The organism is Marinobacter litoralis, from assembly GCF_016427555.1.
Classification (GTDB): Bacteria; Pseudomonadota; Gammaproteobacteria; order Pseudomonadales; family Oleiphilaceae; genus Marinobacter; species Marinobacter litoralis_A.
Genome location: NZ_JAELVS010000002.1, coordinates 537,696 through 552,203, shown reverse-complemented (window position 1 = coordinate 552,203; position 14,508 = coordinate 537,696). Strand labels below are relative to the sequence as shown.

Annotated in this window: 12 protein-coding genes; 9 read left to right on the top strand and 3 right to left on the bottom strand. The window is 53.6% G+C overall.

Annotated elements, in window-relative coordinates:
- Positions 1-166: 166 nt before the first annotated feature.
- From JAO79_RS10140 to nhaD, 6 genes are all read left to right on the top strand, one after another.
- A complete protein-coding gene (locus JAO79_RS10140; protein WP_227664492.1) occupies positions 167-2,173 on the top strand; it encodes a TonB-dependent receptor family protein in 2,007 nt (668 codons plus the stop codon).
- Positions 2,173-3,099, top strand: coding sequence for an ABC transporter substrate-binding protein (locus JAO79_RS10135; RefSeq protein ID WP_227664491.1), 927 nt, complete (start codon positions 2,173-2,175; stop codon positions 3,097-3,099). The genes JAO79_RS10140 and JAO79_RS10135 overlap by 1 nt, the downstream gene beginning before the upstream one ends.
- Positions 3,099-4,100: a FecCD family ABC transporter permease gene (locus tag JAO79_RS10130; RefSeq protein WP_199007130.1), complete on the top strand. Its 1,002-nt coding sequence runs from the start codon at positions 3,099-3,101 to the stop codon at positions 4,098-4,100. Before JAO79_RS10135 ends, JAO79_RS10130 begins: the two co-directional genes overlap by 1 nt.
- Before the next feature lie 4 nt (positions 4,101-4,104).
- A complete protein-coding gene (locus JAO79_RS10125; protein WP_199007129.1) occupies positions 4,105-5,148 on the top strand; it encodes a FecCD family ABC transporter permease in 1,044 nt (347 codons plus the stop codon).
- 6 nt (positions 5,149-5,154) lie between these two features.
- Positions 5,155-5,955 (top strand): ABC transporter ATP-binding protein, encoded by an 801-nt coding sequence (locus tag JAO79_RS10120; protein WP_199007128.1) that lies wholly within the window; start codon positions 5,155-5,157, stop codon positions 5,953-5,955.
- 113 nt (positions 5,956-6,068) lie between these two features.
- Complete coding sequence (nhaD, locus tag JAO79_RS10115; RefSeq protein WP_199007127.1) at positions 6,069-7,322, top strand: sodium:proton antiporter NhaD; 1,254 nt, start codon at positions 6,069-6,071, stop codon at positions 7,320-7,322.
- A 54-nt stretch (positions 7,323-7,376) separates the two neighbouring features.
- Here nhaD and JAO79_RS10110 read toward each other — a convergent pair whose 3' ends face one another.
- On the bottom strand, positions 7,377-7,928 hold the full coding sequence (locus tag JAO79_RS10110) for a porin family protein (RefSeq protein WP_199007126.1): 552 nt from the start codon (positions 7,926-7,928) through the stop codon (positions 7,377-7,379).
- A gap of 241 nt (positions 7,929-8,169) precedes the next feature.
- Here JAO79_RS10110 and JAO79_RS10105 point away from each other — a divergent pair, with 241 nt between their 5' ends.
- On the top strand, positions 8,170-9,588 hold the full coding sequence (locus JAO79_RS10105; RefSeq protein WP_199007125.1) for a TrkH family potassium uptake protein: 1,419 nt from the start codon (positions 8,170-8,172) through the stop codon (positions 9,586-9,588).
- A 21-nt stretch (positions 9,589-9,609) separates the two neighbouring features.
- Here JAO79_RS10105 and JAO79_RS10100 read toward each other — a convergent pair whose 3' ends face one another.
- On the bottom strand, positions 9,610-10,815 hold the full coding sequence (locus tag JAO79_RS10100) for a 1-acyl-sn-glycerol-3-phosphate acyltransferase (protein WP_199007124.1): 1,206 nt from the start codon (positions 10,813-10,815) through the stop codon (positions 9,610-9,612).
- Between the two features lie 171 nt (positions 10,816-10,986).
- Here JAO79_RS10100 and recQ point away from each other — a divergent pair, with 171 nt between their 5' ends.
- Positions 10,987-12,855: a DNA helicase RecQ gene (gene recQ / locus JAO79_RS10095; RefSeq protein ID WP_199007123.1), complete on the top strand. Its 1,869-nt coding sequence runs from the start codon at positions 10,987-10,989 to the stop codon at positions 12,853-12,855.
- On the opposite strand, the gene JAO79_RS10090 is transcribed toward recQ, so the two are convergent.
- Entirely contained in the window at positions 12,846-13,400 is a 555-nt protein-coding gene (locus tag JAO79_RS10090; protein ID WP_199007122.1) for a YiiD C-terminal domain-containing protein, read from the bottom strand. The genes recQ and JAO79_RS10090 overlap by 10 nt on opposite strands.
- A 234-nt stretch (positions 13,401-13,634) precedes the next feature.
- Between JAO79_RS10090 and JAO79_RS10085 the strand changes: the two genes are divergently transcribed.
- On the top strand, positions 13,635-14,501 hold the full coding sequence (locus JAO79_RS10085; protein ID WP_227664489.1) for a hypothetical protein: 867 nt from the start codon (positions 13,635-13,637) through the stop codon (positions 14,499-14,501).
- Positions 14,502-14,508: the final 7 nt, after the last annotated feature.

Genomic DNA, 14,508 nt, shown 5'->3' with positions numbered 1-14,508 from the left:
GATTGTAATGAGAACGCTTCTCAGTATAATGCGCATCTTCTTTCCCTGAAGTGCTGGAGCCCCCATGTCAAAACGAGAAGCTAAAAAGCCGCTAAATCGCCACCCATTGGCCGTTGCCATCTCACTCATACCTATGTCCTTTGTGGCAATCGGTGCTGCGCCAGCAATGGCTCAAGACCCGGCCAACAACTCTACCCTGCTTCCAGGATTAACCGTCACCGCGGATTGGTTGGGGGCTCCAACTAAAGAATCCGAGAAAACGTACACTGGTTCCCGCACCGTTGTTGAAAAGGACCGTTTGCAGAATTCTGGCGCATTGAACCTTGAAGACGCGCTCCGTCCCGTAGCGGGCCTGACGGTGCTGGACGAAACGGGCACGGGTGTTTTGCCGAACATTGGCGTTCGGGGTTTGAACCCACTGAGAAGCGAGCGGTTGCAGCTGCTGGTCGATGGCTACCCTATCGCCATTGGCCCCTACAGCAACGTGGGTGTTTCGCTGTTTCCAGTCACGCTCCCCAGTCTTGAGGTGGTAGACATCGTGCGGGGCGGCGCTTCGGTGCATTATGGCCCGAATAACGTGGGCGGCGTGGTCAACATGGTGACTAAGCCCATTCCTGCAGAAACCACTCAAACATTGCGCGAGCGGATCACCATTGCCGAAGACACCGGCAATGTGTTCACCGACACTTATTACCGCATCGGTGGACGAGCAACCGACAACCTCGATTTGCAGCTTCAGGCTAACATCCAACGTGGCGACGGCTTCCGCGACCACTCTGATACTGAAGTAGACAATCTGATTCTGGATGCGCGTTATTACCTGAATGATCAGCACGAACTGGCATCACAACTTCAGTATTATCGGGTAGAAGCCGACCTGCCTGGTGCCCTCTCTCCAAAAGCCTATAAAGACGACCGCACGCAAAGTCAGCGCCCCCATGATGGCTACGAAGCCGACATGACCCGTGCAACCTTTACCTGGACCTACACGCCATCCGACAACGTTGAGTTTCAATGGCGCAATTTCGTCCACGATGCCGATCGTACGTTCTTCTTTGGTCAGAACTTCAGCAATGGCGGCCACTGGGCAGATCCGGCGGACGAATCCACGCTTGTTGCCGATTCACCGCGCTTGTTCACGGTCTACAGCACCGAGCCCAGACTGGCGATCAAGCACGGCCGTCACGACATTACCGTTGGCGCGCGTTTCGTTAGTGAAGATGTTGAATTCGACGTAAATCGGCTTACTCTCGCAACCAACGAGCGGAATGTTGCGCGCGACTGGCACTTGGACACCCGTGCCATGGCGTTTTACCTCAGCGACACCGTGTCCTTCCTGGATGACCGCCTGACCGTAACACCTGGTATTCGTTACGAAGATGTTGCCATGGATTTTCGAGACAACCTCAACGACCAAACAGAAGAAAACAATGCTGAAGAATGGTTGCCGGGGCTGACCGTTGGCCTGCAAGCATCGGATGACCTATTCGTATTCGCCAACAGCCAGCGTTCACTCGTACCCGTACAGATCGCCCAAACCACCCGCGAAGGCGAAGTCGCTAACGAAACCGCGTGGAACCACGAGCTGGGCGCTCGCCTTCAGGTGACGCCGGACCTTCTATCTTCAGCGACGCTATTCCGAATCGACTACGAAGATCAGATTCAGTTCAATCGCGCCAATAGCCGGTACGAAAACCTGGGCGAAACCCGTCATCAGGGGATCGAACTGTCGAACCGTTTGTATCTGAACAGCGCCTGGGAGCTCGGGCTTGGTTACACCTTCCTGGATACCGAACAGCTCACCGGCGACAACAAAGGCAATGAGCTGCCCAACGCGCCTCGTCACAAAGTGAGCGCGGATGCAGTCTATAACTACCAAGCGTGGGATGCCCGCGTGAACTGGGTGTACGTTAGCTCAAGCTACAGCGATGCTGACAACACCGAACAGGAAACCGACAACGGCAGCGCCGGAAAGCTTCCGCACTACCATCTGGTCAATGCGCGCGTTGGTCGCGATTTCGCGATGGGTAGCGGCAACGTGCTGAACCTCGGCTTAGCGGTCAACAACTTGTTGGATGAAGATTATTACTTCCGTGGCGTAGACGTTAGCCCGGTTGGGCGCGTGCCGCAGCCTGGCCGAAGCTTTGTTCTTGAAGCTCAGCTTGATTTCTGATGTTTGATTTCCGGAATCTGGCAATAGCCATACTCTTTGCTCTGGTTGTGCCGGCCGTTTTGGCGAGCGACCAGAGTATAGAGCTGACCGATGACCGCGGGGCCACCCTGCAGCTATCGGCAGCGGCAACCCAGCCGGCCGCGATTTCAACCTTCGGGGCGGATGTGTCGTTGGCCCTTGGAGTCGTGCCGGTCGCGGTGACGGATTATGGGCTTCAAGGTGTGCCGGACTATTTGTCCGATCAGCTGAAAGGGGTCCCAACTGTGGGGCCTCGGCATCAGCCCAATCTGGAAATACTGTCAAAGCTTTCACCAGATCTGGTTATTGCCATTCGGCGTTATACCGAGAAAGATGGAGCGCATATTGAATCCATCGCTCCCCTACTCGCTCTGGATCTCATCTCGTTATCAGACAGTCTTCGGGCAGTCGAATTGGCGGGGCAGGCATTGGGAGCGCATGAGAAAGCTAGTAAGTTAAATGCGCACTTCCTGAACAGGATTGATGAGCTTTCGGCACTTAGAAAAGGAAAGCCCACTAAAACCATTGCCTTACTAACCAGTGGCAGCGAAACCCCTTTCATCTACTACGATCATTTCCTGGCGACCGCGCTGCTGGAAAAACTCGGCTTCAATAGCGTTGGCGGCGCACTGAAAAATCCCGAAGAGGGAATTCCGCTAGGTTATCGGATCAGTCTGGAGGCGTTGCTAGAGCTCGATCCAGACATCATCCTGATGCTACCGACGAGTCGGCAGCGTGCCTTTACGATGAATCCGGTCTGGCCATACTTGAAAGCCGTTCAGAATGACCGGGTGCTTGAAGTCCCGCACTACTGGAAAGAAGGTGCAGGCCCGATCGCTCGGGAGCGTATTCTTGATGACATCGAGCGATTACTACTTAACAACCCTGAAAACAGTCCAGAAATCTAATGGCTAACCACCCCAACGTGCCACTCTATAGAGCTTACGGAACCGCGTTTTTGATACTGGCGGTTTTGTTTGTACTGGGCTTAATGGCCGGTTCCCGATGGGTGTCGCCTTCCTCTTTGTGGACCGTGCTGAGCGGTGGAGGCGATATACTGACGAAAGTCAGTGTTATGGAGCTGCGGCTCCCCCGAAACCTCCTCGGCATACTAGGTGGTGCAGCGCTTGGTATGGCCGGCGCTGTCATGCAAGGGGTTACCCGCAACCCGCTCGCGTCTCCCGGCCTGACCGGCGTAATTGCATCTGCGGCACTGGCGGTGGTTTCCCTTAGAACACTGGCGAATCCCGATGCGTTCTGGCTTCCGTTAATGGCGCTTGCCGGAGGCTTTCTTGGCGGCGCTCTTACCTTCGTGATCTCCGGCAGGCGCCAGCTGCAACCCGAGCGCGTTGTGCTCGCGGGCATCGCCGTTACATCCCTGGCGACTGCCGTTACGACAGGTTTGTTATTGGTATCGGGTGCGGAGGCCGCCGAGCTGTATTATTGGCTGGCCGGGAGTTTGATGGGGCGCGGCTGGGTTCAGTTGGAATTGGTGTTGCCTTGGCTCGTGTTACCCATGGCCGCACTGTTGGCCATGCACCGCCCGTTTAAATTACTTCAGCTCGACGACGACCTTGCACTCGCAATGGGTTTGGCTGTCGGGCGCTGGCGCCTAATTTTCTTGCTGCTGTCGCTACTCATTGCCGCCGCGCTCGTGGCGTTTACCGGCCCTATTGTCTTCATCGGGCTGGTGGCACCGCACATTGCCAGGCGAATGATCGGCAGTGAGATCAAACACTGGTTGCCTCTAACCGCACTCCTTGGTGCCCTGCTTTTACTATCCGCTGACATACTCGCACGACAGCTCGCGTTCCCCCAGGAATTGCCCGTGGGTATGTTGACGGCTCTGATTGGCGCCCCGTGGCTAATCTACTTGCTGAATACCAAAACATCAGTCCGGAGCGCATAGAGCGATGGCAACCGAAACCGCACTGCAACCTTCCAGCCGCGTGGCTTCAGGCCTGATATTGGGTGTGGTCGGGCTGTTTTTGGCAGTGGCGACCGGGATTCAGACCGGAGCCGTCGATCTTTCGTGGCCGCAAGTATGGGCCGTGTTCACGGGCGACAGCACTGAACACGCTCACCGGGTTGTTTTCGATATACGATTGCCAAGAACACTGGTGGGGCTATTGATTGGTGTTCATTTTGCGCTCTCCGGTTGGTTGTTGCAGCTGCTCAGCCGAAACCCATTGGCGGAACCGGGTATTCTAGGCATTTCAGCCGGTGCCAGTCTGGTGGCGGTGATTGCCTTCATCGTTGGAGACTGGGTGTTTTCCAGCGGAAATCCGTATAACAACGCTTCACCAGCATTAGACTATTTGCCCCTTTTCGCAATGACCGGTGGTTTGGTTGCCGCTGTGGCGGTGTATTCTCTGGGTTTGAGCAATGGCCGACTGTCTCCTCTCAAGATGACGTTAACCGGTGCCGTCATTGCCGGTATGCTGCACGCACTGACCACCGGGGCCCTGGCCTTTTGGGGGCATGCACACACCGAGTTGGTTGCGCAATGGTTGGCCGGCTCGCTGTATGGCGCAAAATGGGGGCATCTGGCTTCATTGCTGCCCTGGACAATTGCGGGTCTGGCCGGAGTTGGTCTGTTGCTGGGGCCACTGAAGGTGATGCAGCTGGACGAGCAGCATGTACAGACGCTTGGCTTGCCGCTTAATCGCTGGCGAGCGTTTGCGCTGTTGATTGCCACTCTAATGGCAGCCAGCGCCGTTGGCGTTGCCGGCCCCGTTGGTTTCATCGGGCTATTGATTCCCCATATTAGCCGCAAGCTCGCCGGGCCCCGCCTTTCGGCACAACTGCTGCTATGCGTGGTACTCGGAGCTTTACTTACGGTGGGTGCCGATGTGCTCGGGCGAACGTTGTTTTCCCCCTATGAAGTACCCGTAGGCGTCGTCTCCGCGATTCTGGGCGTGCCTTTCTTTCTTTATCTGTTATCACGGCAATCCTGAGACACCATGATACAAACTGAGAATTTATCATTAGCTTATGGCGCAACTCCGGTTGTAAATAATGTGTCGCTGGCGATTCCTGAAGGGGCGATCACCTGCTTACTCGGGCCCAATGGGTCGGGGAAAAGCACCTTACTCAAAAGTTTCGCTGGTTTGCTGTCCGCCCGTTCGGGACGCGTATTGCTGGACGGCCAGCCAATCGACGAATGGGACCGCCAACGACTGGCGTTACGCCTCGCCATGTTGCCGCAAAAACCCATCGTTCCGGATGGCATTCTGGTGAAAGATCTGGTGACTTTAGGTCGTTTTCCCCATCGCAAATGGTGGCAAAAGAATCAGACCGAGGATAATCGAATCGCTCATGATTCAATGACGATGACTGGCGTAGCCGAACTGGCTGATCGGCCGGTGGAGGCACTCTCGGGCGGCCAGCAGCAACGGGTGTGGATTGCCATGGCGTTGGCACAGGAGACCAGTATTCTGTTGCTCGATGAACCCACCACGTTTCTCGATTGGGGTTATCAGCTAGAGGTATTGGAGCTGCTAGCCAAGCTGAACCGTGAACACGGGTTAACCGTTGTTATGTCGCTACACGACTTAAATCAGGCCGCGCAATTTGCAGACCATATCGCGATCATGGCCAACGGCGAATTGCAGGCCGTGGGCAGCCCGGCCGAGGTTATTACCGAATCGTTGATACAGCGGGTTTTCAGGGTCGAAACAACGGTAACTTCTGAAGCGAATGGCCGGCCATTTTGTTCAGGCTATGCCGCTGCTTTCAAAACCCCGAAAATCGCTTCAACATAAATCAAGTTTGCACCCTTAAGTGATAGCTTGCTCACCATCAAAGGTATAAAATTTCGCCCGTTCGGGCTGTCGCAGGCCACCTTTCGACAACTAGTATCAGGCGCCCTAGCCTTATGACCGCTTTAGATATCACACTCATCACGCTAGCCATACTCGCGCTGCTTGGCGTTATCTTTGAAGAAATCATCCACGTTAACAAGGCAAAAACGACCCTGTTTTTTGGAACCTTGAGCTGGATGCTGCTGTTTTGGTTCAGTGGCAGCACAGACGAAACCGCCGTTGTAAGTGCGGGTTTGTCGGAAAGTATTGCCGAGATTGCCGGGCTATGGCTGTTTCTGGTTGCGGCTATGACGTTTGTTGCTTACCTGAACAAAAAAGGCATGATCGAAAACATGATCTATTTGATCATGCCCCGGCACGTTACCGAACGGCGTTTGCTGTTTTTGACCGGCCTGTTCTGCTTTCTGTTTTCCTCTTTGGCAGACAACATTACTGCCACCCTGGTCTCGTGCTCGCTGATTCTTTCATTAAACCTAGAGCTTAAGAAGCGCCTGCAATTCGTTGTTTTAATTGTTTTTTCGGTTAACTCAGGCGGGGTTTCGCTGATCACCGGCGATGTCACCACGTTAATGATATTCCTGGCCGAGAAAGTTGAGATTCTGACACTGCTTACACTGGCGATTCCAGCCTCTATCACGGTGTTCATAATGGCTGTGCTGCTGTCCCGCGGTCTGGATGGCACGGTAGAGTTGAAAGGAAGCACCACTGACGTTCGAACCGTAGACGCGGTGATTGCCGGGCTTTTCTTGGTCACCATTATCGGGACAATCACCGTAAATGCGCTGTTCAGCGTACCTCCGGTACTCACCTTTTTGTTCGGTCTTTCGATCATGTTCCTGGTATCCCGCTTCATGAGCGACGACAACGATCTGGACCCGATCCTTGAATACATTCGAGTCATCGAATTCGAAACCTTACTGTTCTTCCTCGGCATCTTGTTGCTGGTTGGCATGCTCAAGGAAATACACGCTCTGGATTCTTTGGTTGCCATATACGATGTACTACCGCCGATATACGCCAACTATCTGATGGGCATTTTCTCTGCGGTGATCGATAACGTACCGTTAACCGCTGCCTTGCTGAAAGCAGGCATCGATATGAGCCCGGCTGAGTGGATGGGGCTAACGTACGCGGTTGGTGTCGGTGGTTCGCTGCTGGTGATTGGTTCTGCCGCCGGCATTGTCGCCATGAGCAAAATCGACGGTCTGACCTTCGGTGCCTACATGCGCTATGCCGTGCACCTGATTCTGGCTTATTCGATGGGCTATGTTGGGGTGTTACTTCTAGGGCGTTTCATACTGGCTTAACGAAAAATGCCCGTGGGCTTTGAGCTCACGGGCATTCAGATTAGAGCGGGCGGCTTAGAAGTTGAACTGAACACCCAGACCAATACCGTCTACGGTTACGTCGTCATCATCGTAGTAACGCATGTATTCAAGGTTACCCGATACGTTCTGGGCCATTTCGAAGTTGATGCCGGCGCCGTAGGAGAAATCAGAATCGTCGTCCGAGTCTGACCCAAAGGCAGTGTCTACTTCGAGTTCAGCTCTGGTGAAACCGATCACAGCGTATGGCGTGACGGGGCTTTCGTTGACCATGTTGAAGGTTGCGTAGCCACCAAAGAAATTATCTACCTCTACGTCTGCCACTCCACCAATGTCATCATCGTTCACGCCAAAGCCTGCGCGCGCCTCAAAGCCAACATATTCGTTAGCCATTACCCCAACTTTACCGGATAGCGTGCCTACATCTGCGTCTTCACCGTCAAAGTCCAGGTTCATAAATGTGTAATTCAAACCTGCATAGAGAGCCCCAACTCCAGACTTATACATGTCCGCAGCTGATGCCGTACCCGCCATTGCGAAACCAGCAGTAGCGATAGATGCAATCAGTAGATTTTTTCTAATAGTCATCAGCGTTCTCCTCAGCATGAACAGAGTTGTTTTGCTTCTTCTTTTAACTTGGACGATCAAAACGAATATGGCCATAGCAGAAAAGGAAATTTAACGTCTTTTAATTTTCCGTTAATGCCCACCGCAACGCCCTGCTTCCTTGCGGTTACCCGGAACGGGGGGTATCCTTCCGCATCTCACTGTTAGCTGTTTTGGGCGTCTCTTGAGAAACCTTAGTCCTGTCATTCTAATCGTTAGCATCATGTTTATACTGCTCAGTGTATTCATGACGTTACCGGTTGCTTTGCTGTTTTTTACACCCGAGGGTGCGCCCAACGCCACTGCCTTCGCAGAATCAGCGGCCCTGGTGTTTTTGCTCGGGGTGATCGGTGTTCTCTGTACCCGTCACCGCTCAAGAGACCTGAAGCCTCGTTACATGTTCGTGCTGACCGTCTCCAGCTGGTTCATTATTTCAGCATTGTCCGCAGTGCCCTTTTACTTCAGCGACAACGGGCTTTCGCTCGCCGATGCCTTTTTTGAAGGCACCTCCGGAATTACCACAACGGGTGCAACGGTAATAACCGGGCTGGACGATTTCGATAAAGATTTGCTGCTCTGGCGCTCAATCCTTCAATGGCTGGGCGGCATTGGTATCATCGGCATGTTCGTTGCGGTGTTGCCATTCCTGCGTGTCGGCGGAATGCGCCTATTCGCAACCGAATCCTCCGAGTGGACAGACAAAGCACTTCCCCGCATGAAAACCCTGAGCCGGGGCCTGCTGATTGTCTACGTGGTGTTTACTACGGTTGCTGTGCTCACCTATTGGGCATCAGGCATGTCGTTATTTGATGCCTTTAACCACGGTTTAACCAGTATCGCGACCGGCGGGTTTTCAACCTCTGATTTCTCGATGGGCAAGTTCAACGATCTGATTCTGGCAGAAGCCACTTTTTTCATGATCCTTGGCAGCCTGCCGTTCTTCCTGTTTGTTCGGGAAATGCATGGCCAGCACTTTGCCCTCTTCCGGGATCAGCAAGTGCGACTGTTCCTGACCATTTTGCTGACGATTCCTGCGCTATTGACACTCTACCGCTGGTGGGTGGCAGAGGATTATTTTGACCCGCTGCACAACTACATTTCCGTGCTGTTTAACGTAACGTCGGTGATCAGTACTTCCGGTTATGCCTCGGAGGATTATTCCGCTTGGGGGCCCTTAGCGTTCGTACTGTTTTTCTTCCTGATGTTCGTAGGCGGGTGTTCCGGCTCAACCGCAGGCGGGATGAAAATTTTCCGATTTCAGCTGTCTTTGATGGTTCTTCGGGAACAGCTGCTGAGGCTTTTGCATCCGCGGGCGGTGTTCACCCGAAACTACAACGGCCGATCCGTCAGTGACGAAATCATCTCGTCGATGATCGCCTATACCTTTATGTTCCTGCTCTGCTTGCTGCTAATCACCGTGCTGCTGGCATCATTGCAACTGGATTTCATTACCTCGCTGTCTGGCGCTTTGACCTCGCTGACCAACGTCGGCCCAGGCCTGGGCGACATCATCGGCCCTGCAGGAACGTTCGCGCCGCTGCCAGAAGCAGCGAAATGGATTCTGGCGGTAGGTATGCTGATGGGGCGGCTGGAAATTCTAAGCGTGGTGATTGTATTGTCACCGGGGTTCTGGCGCGGCTGATTCACCGCGCCCGTTATTCAATCAATCAGAAGCCGCCTCCGTGCTTTCTGAATGCCGGCGTGCAGCCAGCGCGTTAACCACCGGGTTGGCATACATATCCAGCAAGTACTTCCTGCCAGCCGCATCGCAGGCCTCAAGGCGCCTGGTGATTTCGGCTTTGGCCTCTTCCCGCTCTTCATTCGAATAAGCGCCCGCTGCAATTGCATCAATGCCTAAGCGGTTCGCCGTTTCCGGTGTTTCAACCTGTAGATTGCGCATTTCGTACGCCGCCAGATTGGATGCATGCAAGTGGTAGTTTGCGTGCATTTCATGGTCAATATGGGCGGCCAATTCTTTCGGCGTGTTCGGTGCTTTGGATATAGGTGCTCCGAAATGCACATGAACATGCCCTTTGGGCCCCGTAAGCCCCTTCATAATCTGCTCGGAATCTTCACCCTCTGCCTTCTGGTATTCGCCGGTACGGTCGCGAATCTCCAACTCCCTGGCCTTATCGACATCGCAGGGGTCGTATTCGTAGGAAATAGACACCGGCACGATGTGCAAACGGCTCAGCGCCTCATCGAATCCCAGGCCAGACTTTTTCTTGCTCATGTAGAACATCTTGATGATGGCCGGGTCTGTGGCATCGATGCCGTCTTTCGCACGGCCCTCACGCTGGGCAATCCATACACTGTGATTGGTGTCGATACTGTGATTGATAAACCCGGACAGGGTTAAATACGCGTCGCGCATTTCCCGGGGACTGGTGATATTTCTGCGAACCAAAAAGCTCTTGTTGAGCTTCATCATTTCCGCGAACACACGGTTGGACAGCAGGTTGTCGCCAATGGCTATCCGAGTGGTCTGGAATCCGTTCTGGAACAACAAGTAGTTCACGATCATCGGATCAAACACAATGTCGCGGTGGTTCGAGATGAACAAATGAGCATTGGTTTTGCTCAGATTCTCGAGACCACTGTGAGTGACTTTCAATGTGGTGTTCTCCACCAGCTCACCCACATAGCCCGACACGCTCATTTGAAGATCATCCACGGTCTTGATGTGACCAAAGCGTTTCAACAACCAGCGGCGAATATAGAAGCGTAAAGGCGCCGGAGCCCAGGCCGCCAAACGTGGCGACTGGAAACGGCCGATCATATTCAGGAATTCAGGATCATTAACCAGACGCTGGATAGTGGGAGCCGTTTCTTCGTCCGAGTAAGGTCGAATTGAGTCAAATTCCTGCATGCGGGCCCTGTTGTTGTTCGCGGATGTTAATTGGTTTTTTGAACGGTGCGATATTGTAGCCGGTCTATGGCCGGTTTTCCTCCACCTAAACGCCTTGGACATCCTTCAGGCACCTATATCTGGTATCATTCCCAGCCTGAAATTTACCCTGTCCAAAGGCCAGCGCCTATCATGTACCACGATCATGACTTCGAGCAATTAGCCAAAGAGCGCCCATCGGTTTCTGAAAAGAGCCCGGAACAGGTGCTGCATGAGGTTTTTGGCTACGAAAGCTTCCGCCCTTTGCAGGGGGATATCGTTCGGGAAGTGATTAACGGCGGCGATGCATTGGTACTGATGCCCACGGGCGGTGGCAAATCGCTTTGCTATCAGGTGCCGGCACTGGTGCGTACCGGTACTGCCATTGTAATTTCCCCGCTGATAGCCTTGATGCAGGATCAGGTGAACGCCCTGCGTGAATTGGGCGTGAAGGCCGCCTTCCTGAACTCTTCGATGGATTTCGAACAAGCGCGCGCCACCGAATACGCATTAATGACCGGCGAACTCGATCTTCTTTATTGCGCGCCCGAACGCTTGATTCAGCCTCGGATTATCGAGTTGCTGCACAACGCATCGCTTTCGATGTTTGCCATTGATGAAGCTCACTGCGTGTCTCAATGGGGGCATGATTTCCGCTCGGATTACCTGCAGCTCAGCATGTTGGCCGAGGAATTCCCCGGCGTACCCCGCATCGCACTGACGGCCACAGCAGACGAGCGCACGCGCAAAGAAATCGCCGAACGTCTCTCCCTCACCAACGCCAGGCATTTCGTCAGCGGCTTTGATCGACCGAACATTCAATACCGTATCACTCCAAAAACGAATGCAAACAAACAGTTATTGGAGTTTATCAAAGCAGAGCATCAAGGTGATTGTGGCATCGTTTACTGCCTTTCACGTAACAAAGTAGACGCGACTGCCAAGCTGCTGTCCGACAAAGGCTACACCGCTCTGCCCTACCATGCCGGTTTGTCCGACGAAGAACGTGCGCGGAATCAGGAGCGCTTTCTGCGCGAAGATGGCGTGATCGTGGTGGCAACCATAGCCTTCGGTATGGGCATCGACAAACCCGATGTGAGATTTGTCGCGCATCTTGATTTGCCGAAAAGTCTGGAAGCCTACTATCAGGAAACCGGCCGCGCGGGTCGTGATGGTAAGCCCTCCACCGCTTGGATGGTGTACGGCTTGCAAGACGTGATCAAGCTGCGCCAAATGCTGGAAACGTCCCAAGGCAACGATCAGTTCAAACGGGTTGAACGCCAAAAACTGGATGCCATGCTCGGGCTCTGCGAAGTCACCCAGTGTCGCCGCCAGGTATTGCTTCGCTACTTCGGGGATACTCTAGAAACGCCCTGCGGGAATTGTGACACCTGCCTGACGCCCCCTGAAACCTGGGACGGCACTGTAGCAGTCCAGAAAGCATTGTCTTGCGTGTTCCGGACCGGTCAACGATACGGCGTTACCTATCTGATTGACGTGCTGCGAGGCTCCAGTAACGAGCGCATCCAGCAGGCAGGCCATCAAGCCATCTCAACCTTCGGGATTGGTACTGAGTTATCCGCCAATGAATGGAAATCGGTTTTTCGGCAATTGGTCGCCAACGGTTACCTGCGGGCAGATCCAGAGGGGTACGGCGCGCTTCAGTTAACAGAGCTCTGTCGGCCGTTGTTGAAGGGCCAGCAGAAAATTGAATTACGTAAAGATCCGGTGGTGAAAAAAGTCGCCGGCTCCGGTTCATCCAAGCGCAGCGGCACCAGTGTAAAAGACCAAATTACCGACCAGGCGGGCTGGGATGCCCTGCGAGCCTGCCGAAAAGAGCTGGCGGACAAACAAGGTGTGCCGCCCTACGTGATCTTCCACGACACCACCTTGTTCGACATGCTGGAGCGACGGCCAACCTCTCTGGAAGAGCTGGCAGAGGTTAGCGGAGTCGGCGCAGCGAAGCTGGAAAAATACGGTGACATTTTCCTGCAAACGCTGCGCGAGATTGCTCAGGCCTGAGGCTTGAAACCCTTCTTTCGCACCCGGTATTGGGCGTAAGACGTGGCTACGTGGTTGCCGTCTTTGTCTCTCAGAACACCTTCCAGAGTGAACTTTCCTCGCCCGGTGGCGTCGGCATCTGCCAATACCGCAGCAACGGTTTCTTCCGGCAGGGTAAATTCCACTTCTACATCCGAATCGGCAGGCTGTAGAAATTCCAGCGTCATGCTTTTCAGGATCGGGGTGTAGGCAGGGCCCAGATCAAACAACGCCAAAATCCCACCCGGAATTTCAGCCACCAAAAAGTATGCACCCGCGTACAGGCTGCCGAAGTGATTTTTGTTGCCCTTCAGCTTCACCTTCGCTCGCACATAGCCCGGGCGAACTTCCTGTACCGAGAAACCATTGCGAGTGGTAAACGGAATGGCCATGCCGACAATGCGATTGATCGCGGTATAACTGCCGGTTTTTTTAATCCACTCCAATGGCTGCAACAAGGTCGCATTTGCATCGGTATGTCCAACCCACTGCCCTGCAGTGCCTATAAGCTTATCAATAACCGCCATGGTGTGGCTCCTCTAAGTATTAAGGCGAGAATGATTGCAATACTGTTGCATGGGTTCAAGAAACTTCGTGAATTATCACGTAAATTTCGTGCAAATCACGCTAAATACGCTAATCTTTCAAGCGGTCATTGGCTGTGTGGCTGTGTTTCGGCTCAAAGAAGGACTTTAAGCTTGCCCCCTCTCATCAGGACCCAACGGCTTAAATCACGAAGGTTATTGGGTTTTCTATCCGTTTTGCTTAGCTTTCAACTCGCCCCGGAGTTGGCCGTTTCGGCTGAATCCAAAGATTACATTCTCTGGTATCGAAATTACGACAACCCTGCCATTCATACGCTGGTTGACCTGGCATTCCGAAAAACGCCGGAATACGGCAGCTTCCGGCTGATCCGGAGCGAGGAATTAAGCCAAGGGCGAGCACTCCGTGAGCTTGCCAGCAATAACTCCAAACTGGTCGATATTGCCAACGTAGCCACCTCACCTGAACGGGAAAATGCTCTCAACCACATCCCGGTTCCCGTCGATGGCGGCCTTCTGGGGTTTCGAGTCTGCTTGGTGTTACCTGAGAATCTCAGAAAATTTCAAGGTATCACCAATATCGCAGACCTCTACTCGCGTCATATTCGCATTGGCCAAGGCGCTCACTGGCCAGACACGCCTATTCTCAGGAGCAACGGTGTCAGGGTGATCACACATACCCGGTATGAAATTCTTTTCGGCATGCTCCAGAATCAAAGATTCGAATGTTTCGCAAGAGGCATCAGCGAAGTGATGTTTGAACTGGAGCGTGAGGATGCGAAGGGGCTCGTTGTTGAACCAACACTGCTTTTGGCTTATCCGATGCCTTCGTATTTGTTCGTGTCGCCAGAGGATCACGAAACGGCCCACAGATTACAGCTTGGGCTGGAGCGTGCCATCAAAGACGGCACATTTGCGACCTATCTGAAACAATCATTTGGAGAGAGCGTAGCCCGTCTGGATCTTAACCGACGAACGGTGATCGCTTTGGAAAACCCTCTCCTGACGGACGATTCCGAGTATGTCGCCAGGCGGATTCTCGACAACCTGAAACGGCGGATTGACTACCTGACCGACGATCATTGACCCTGCG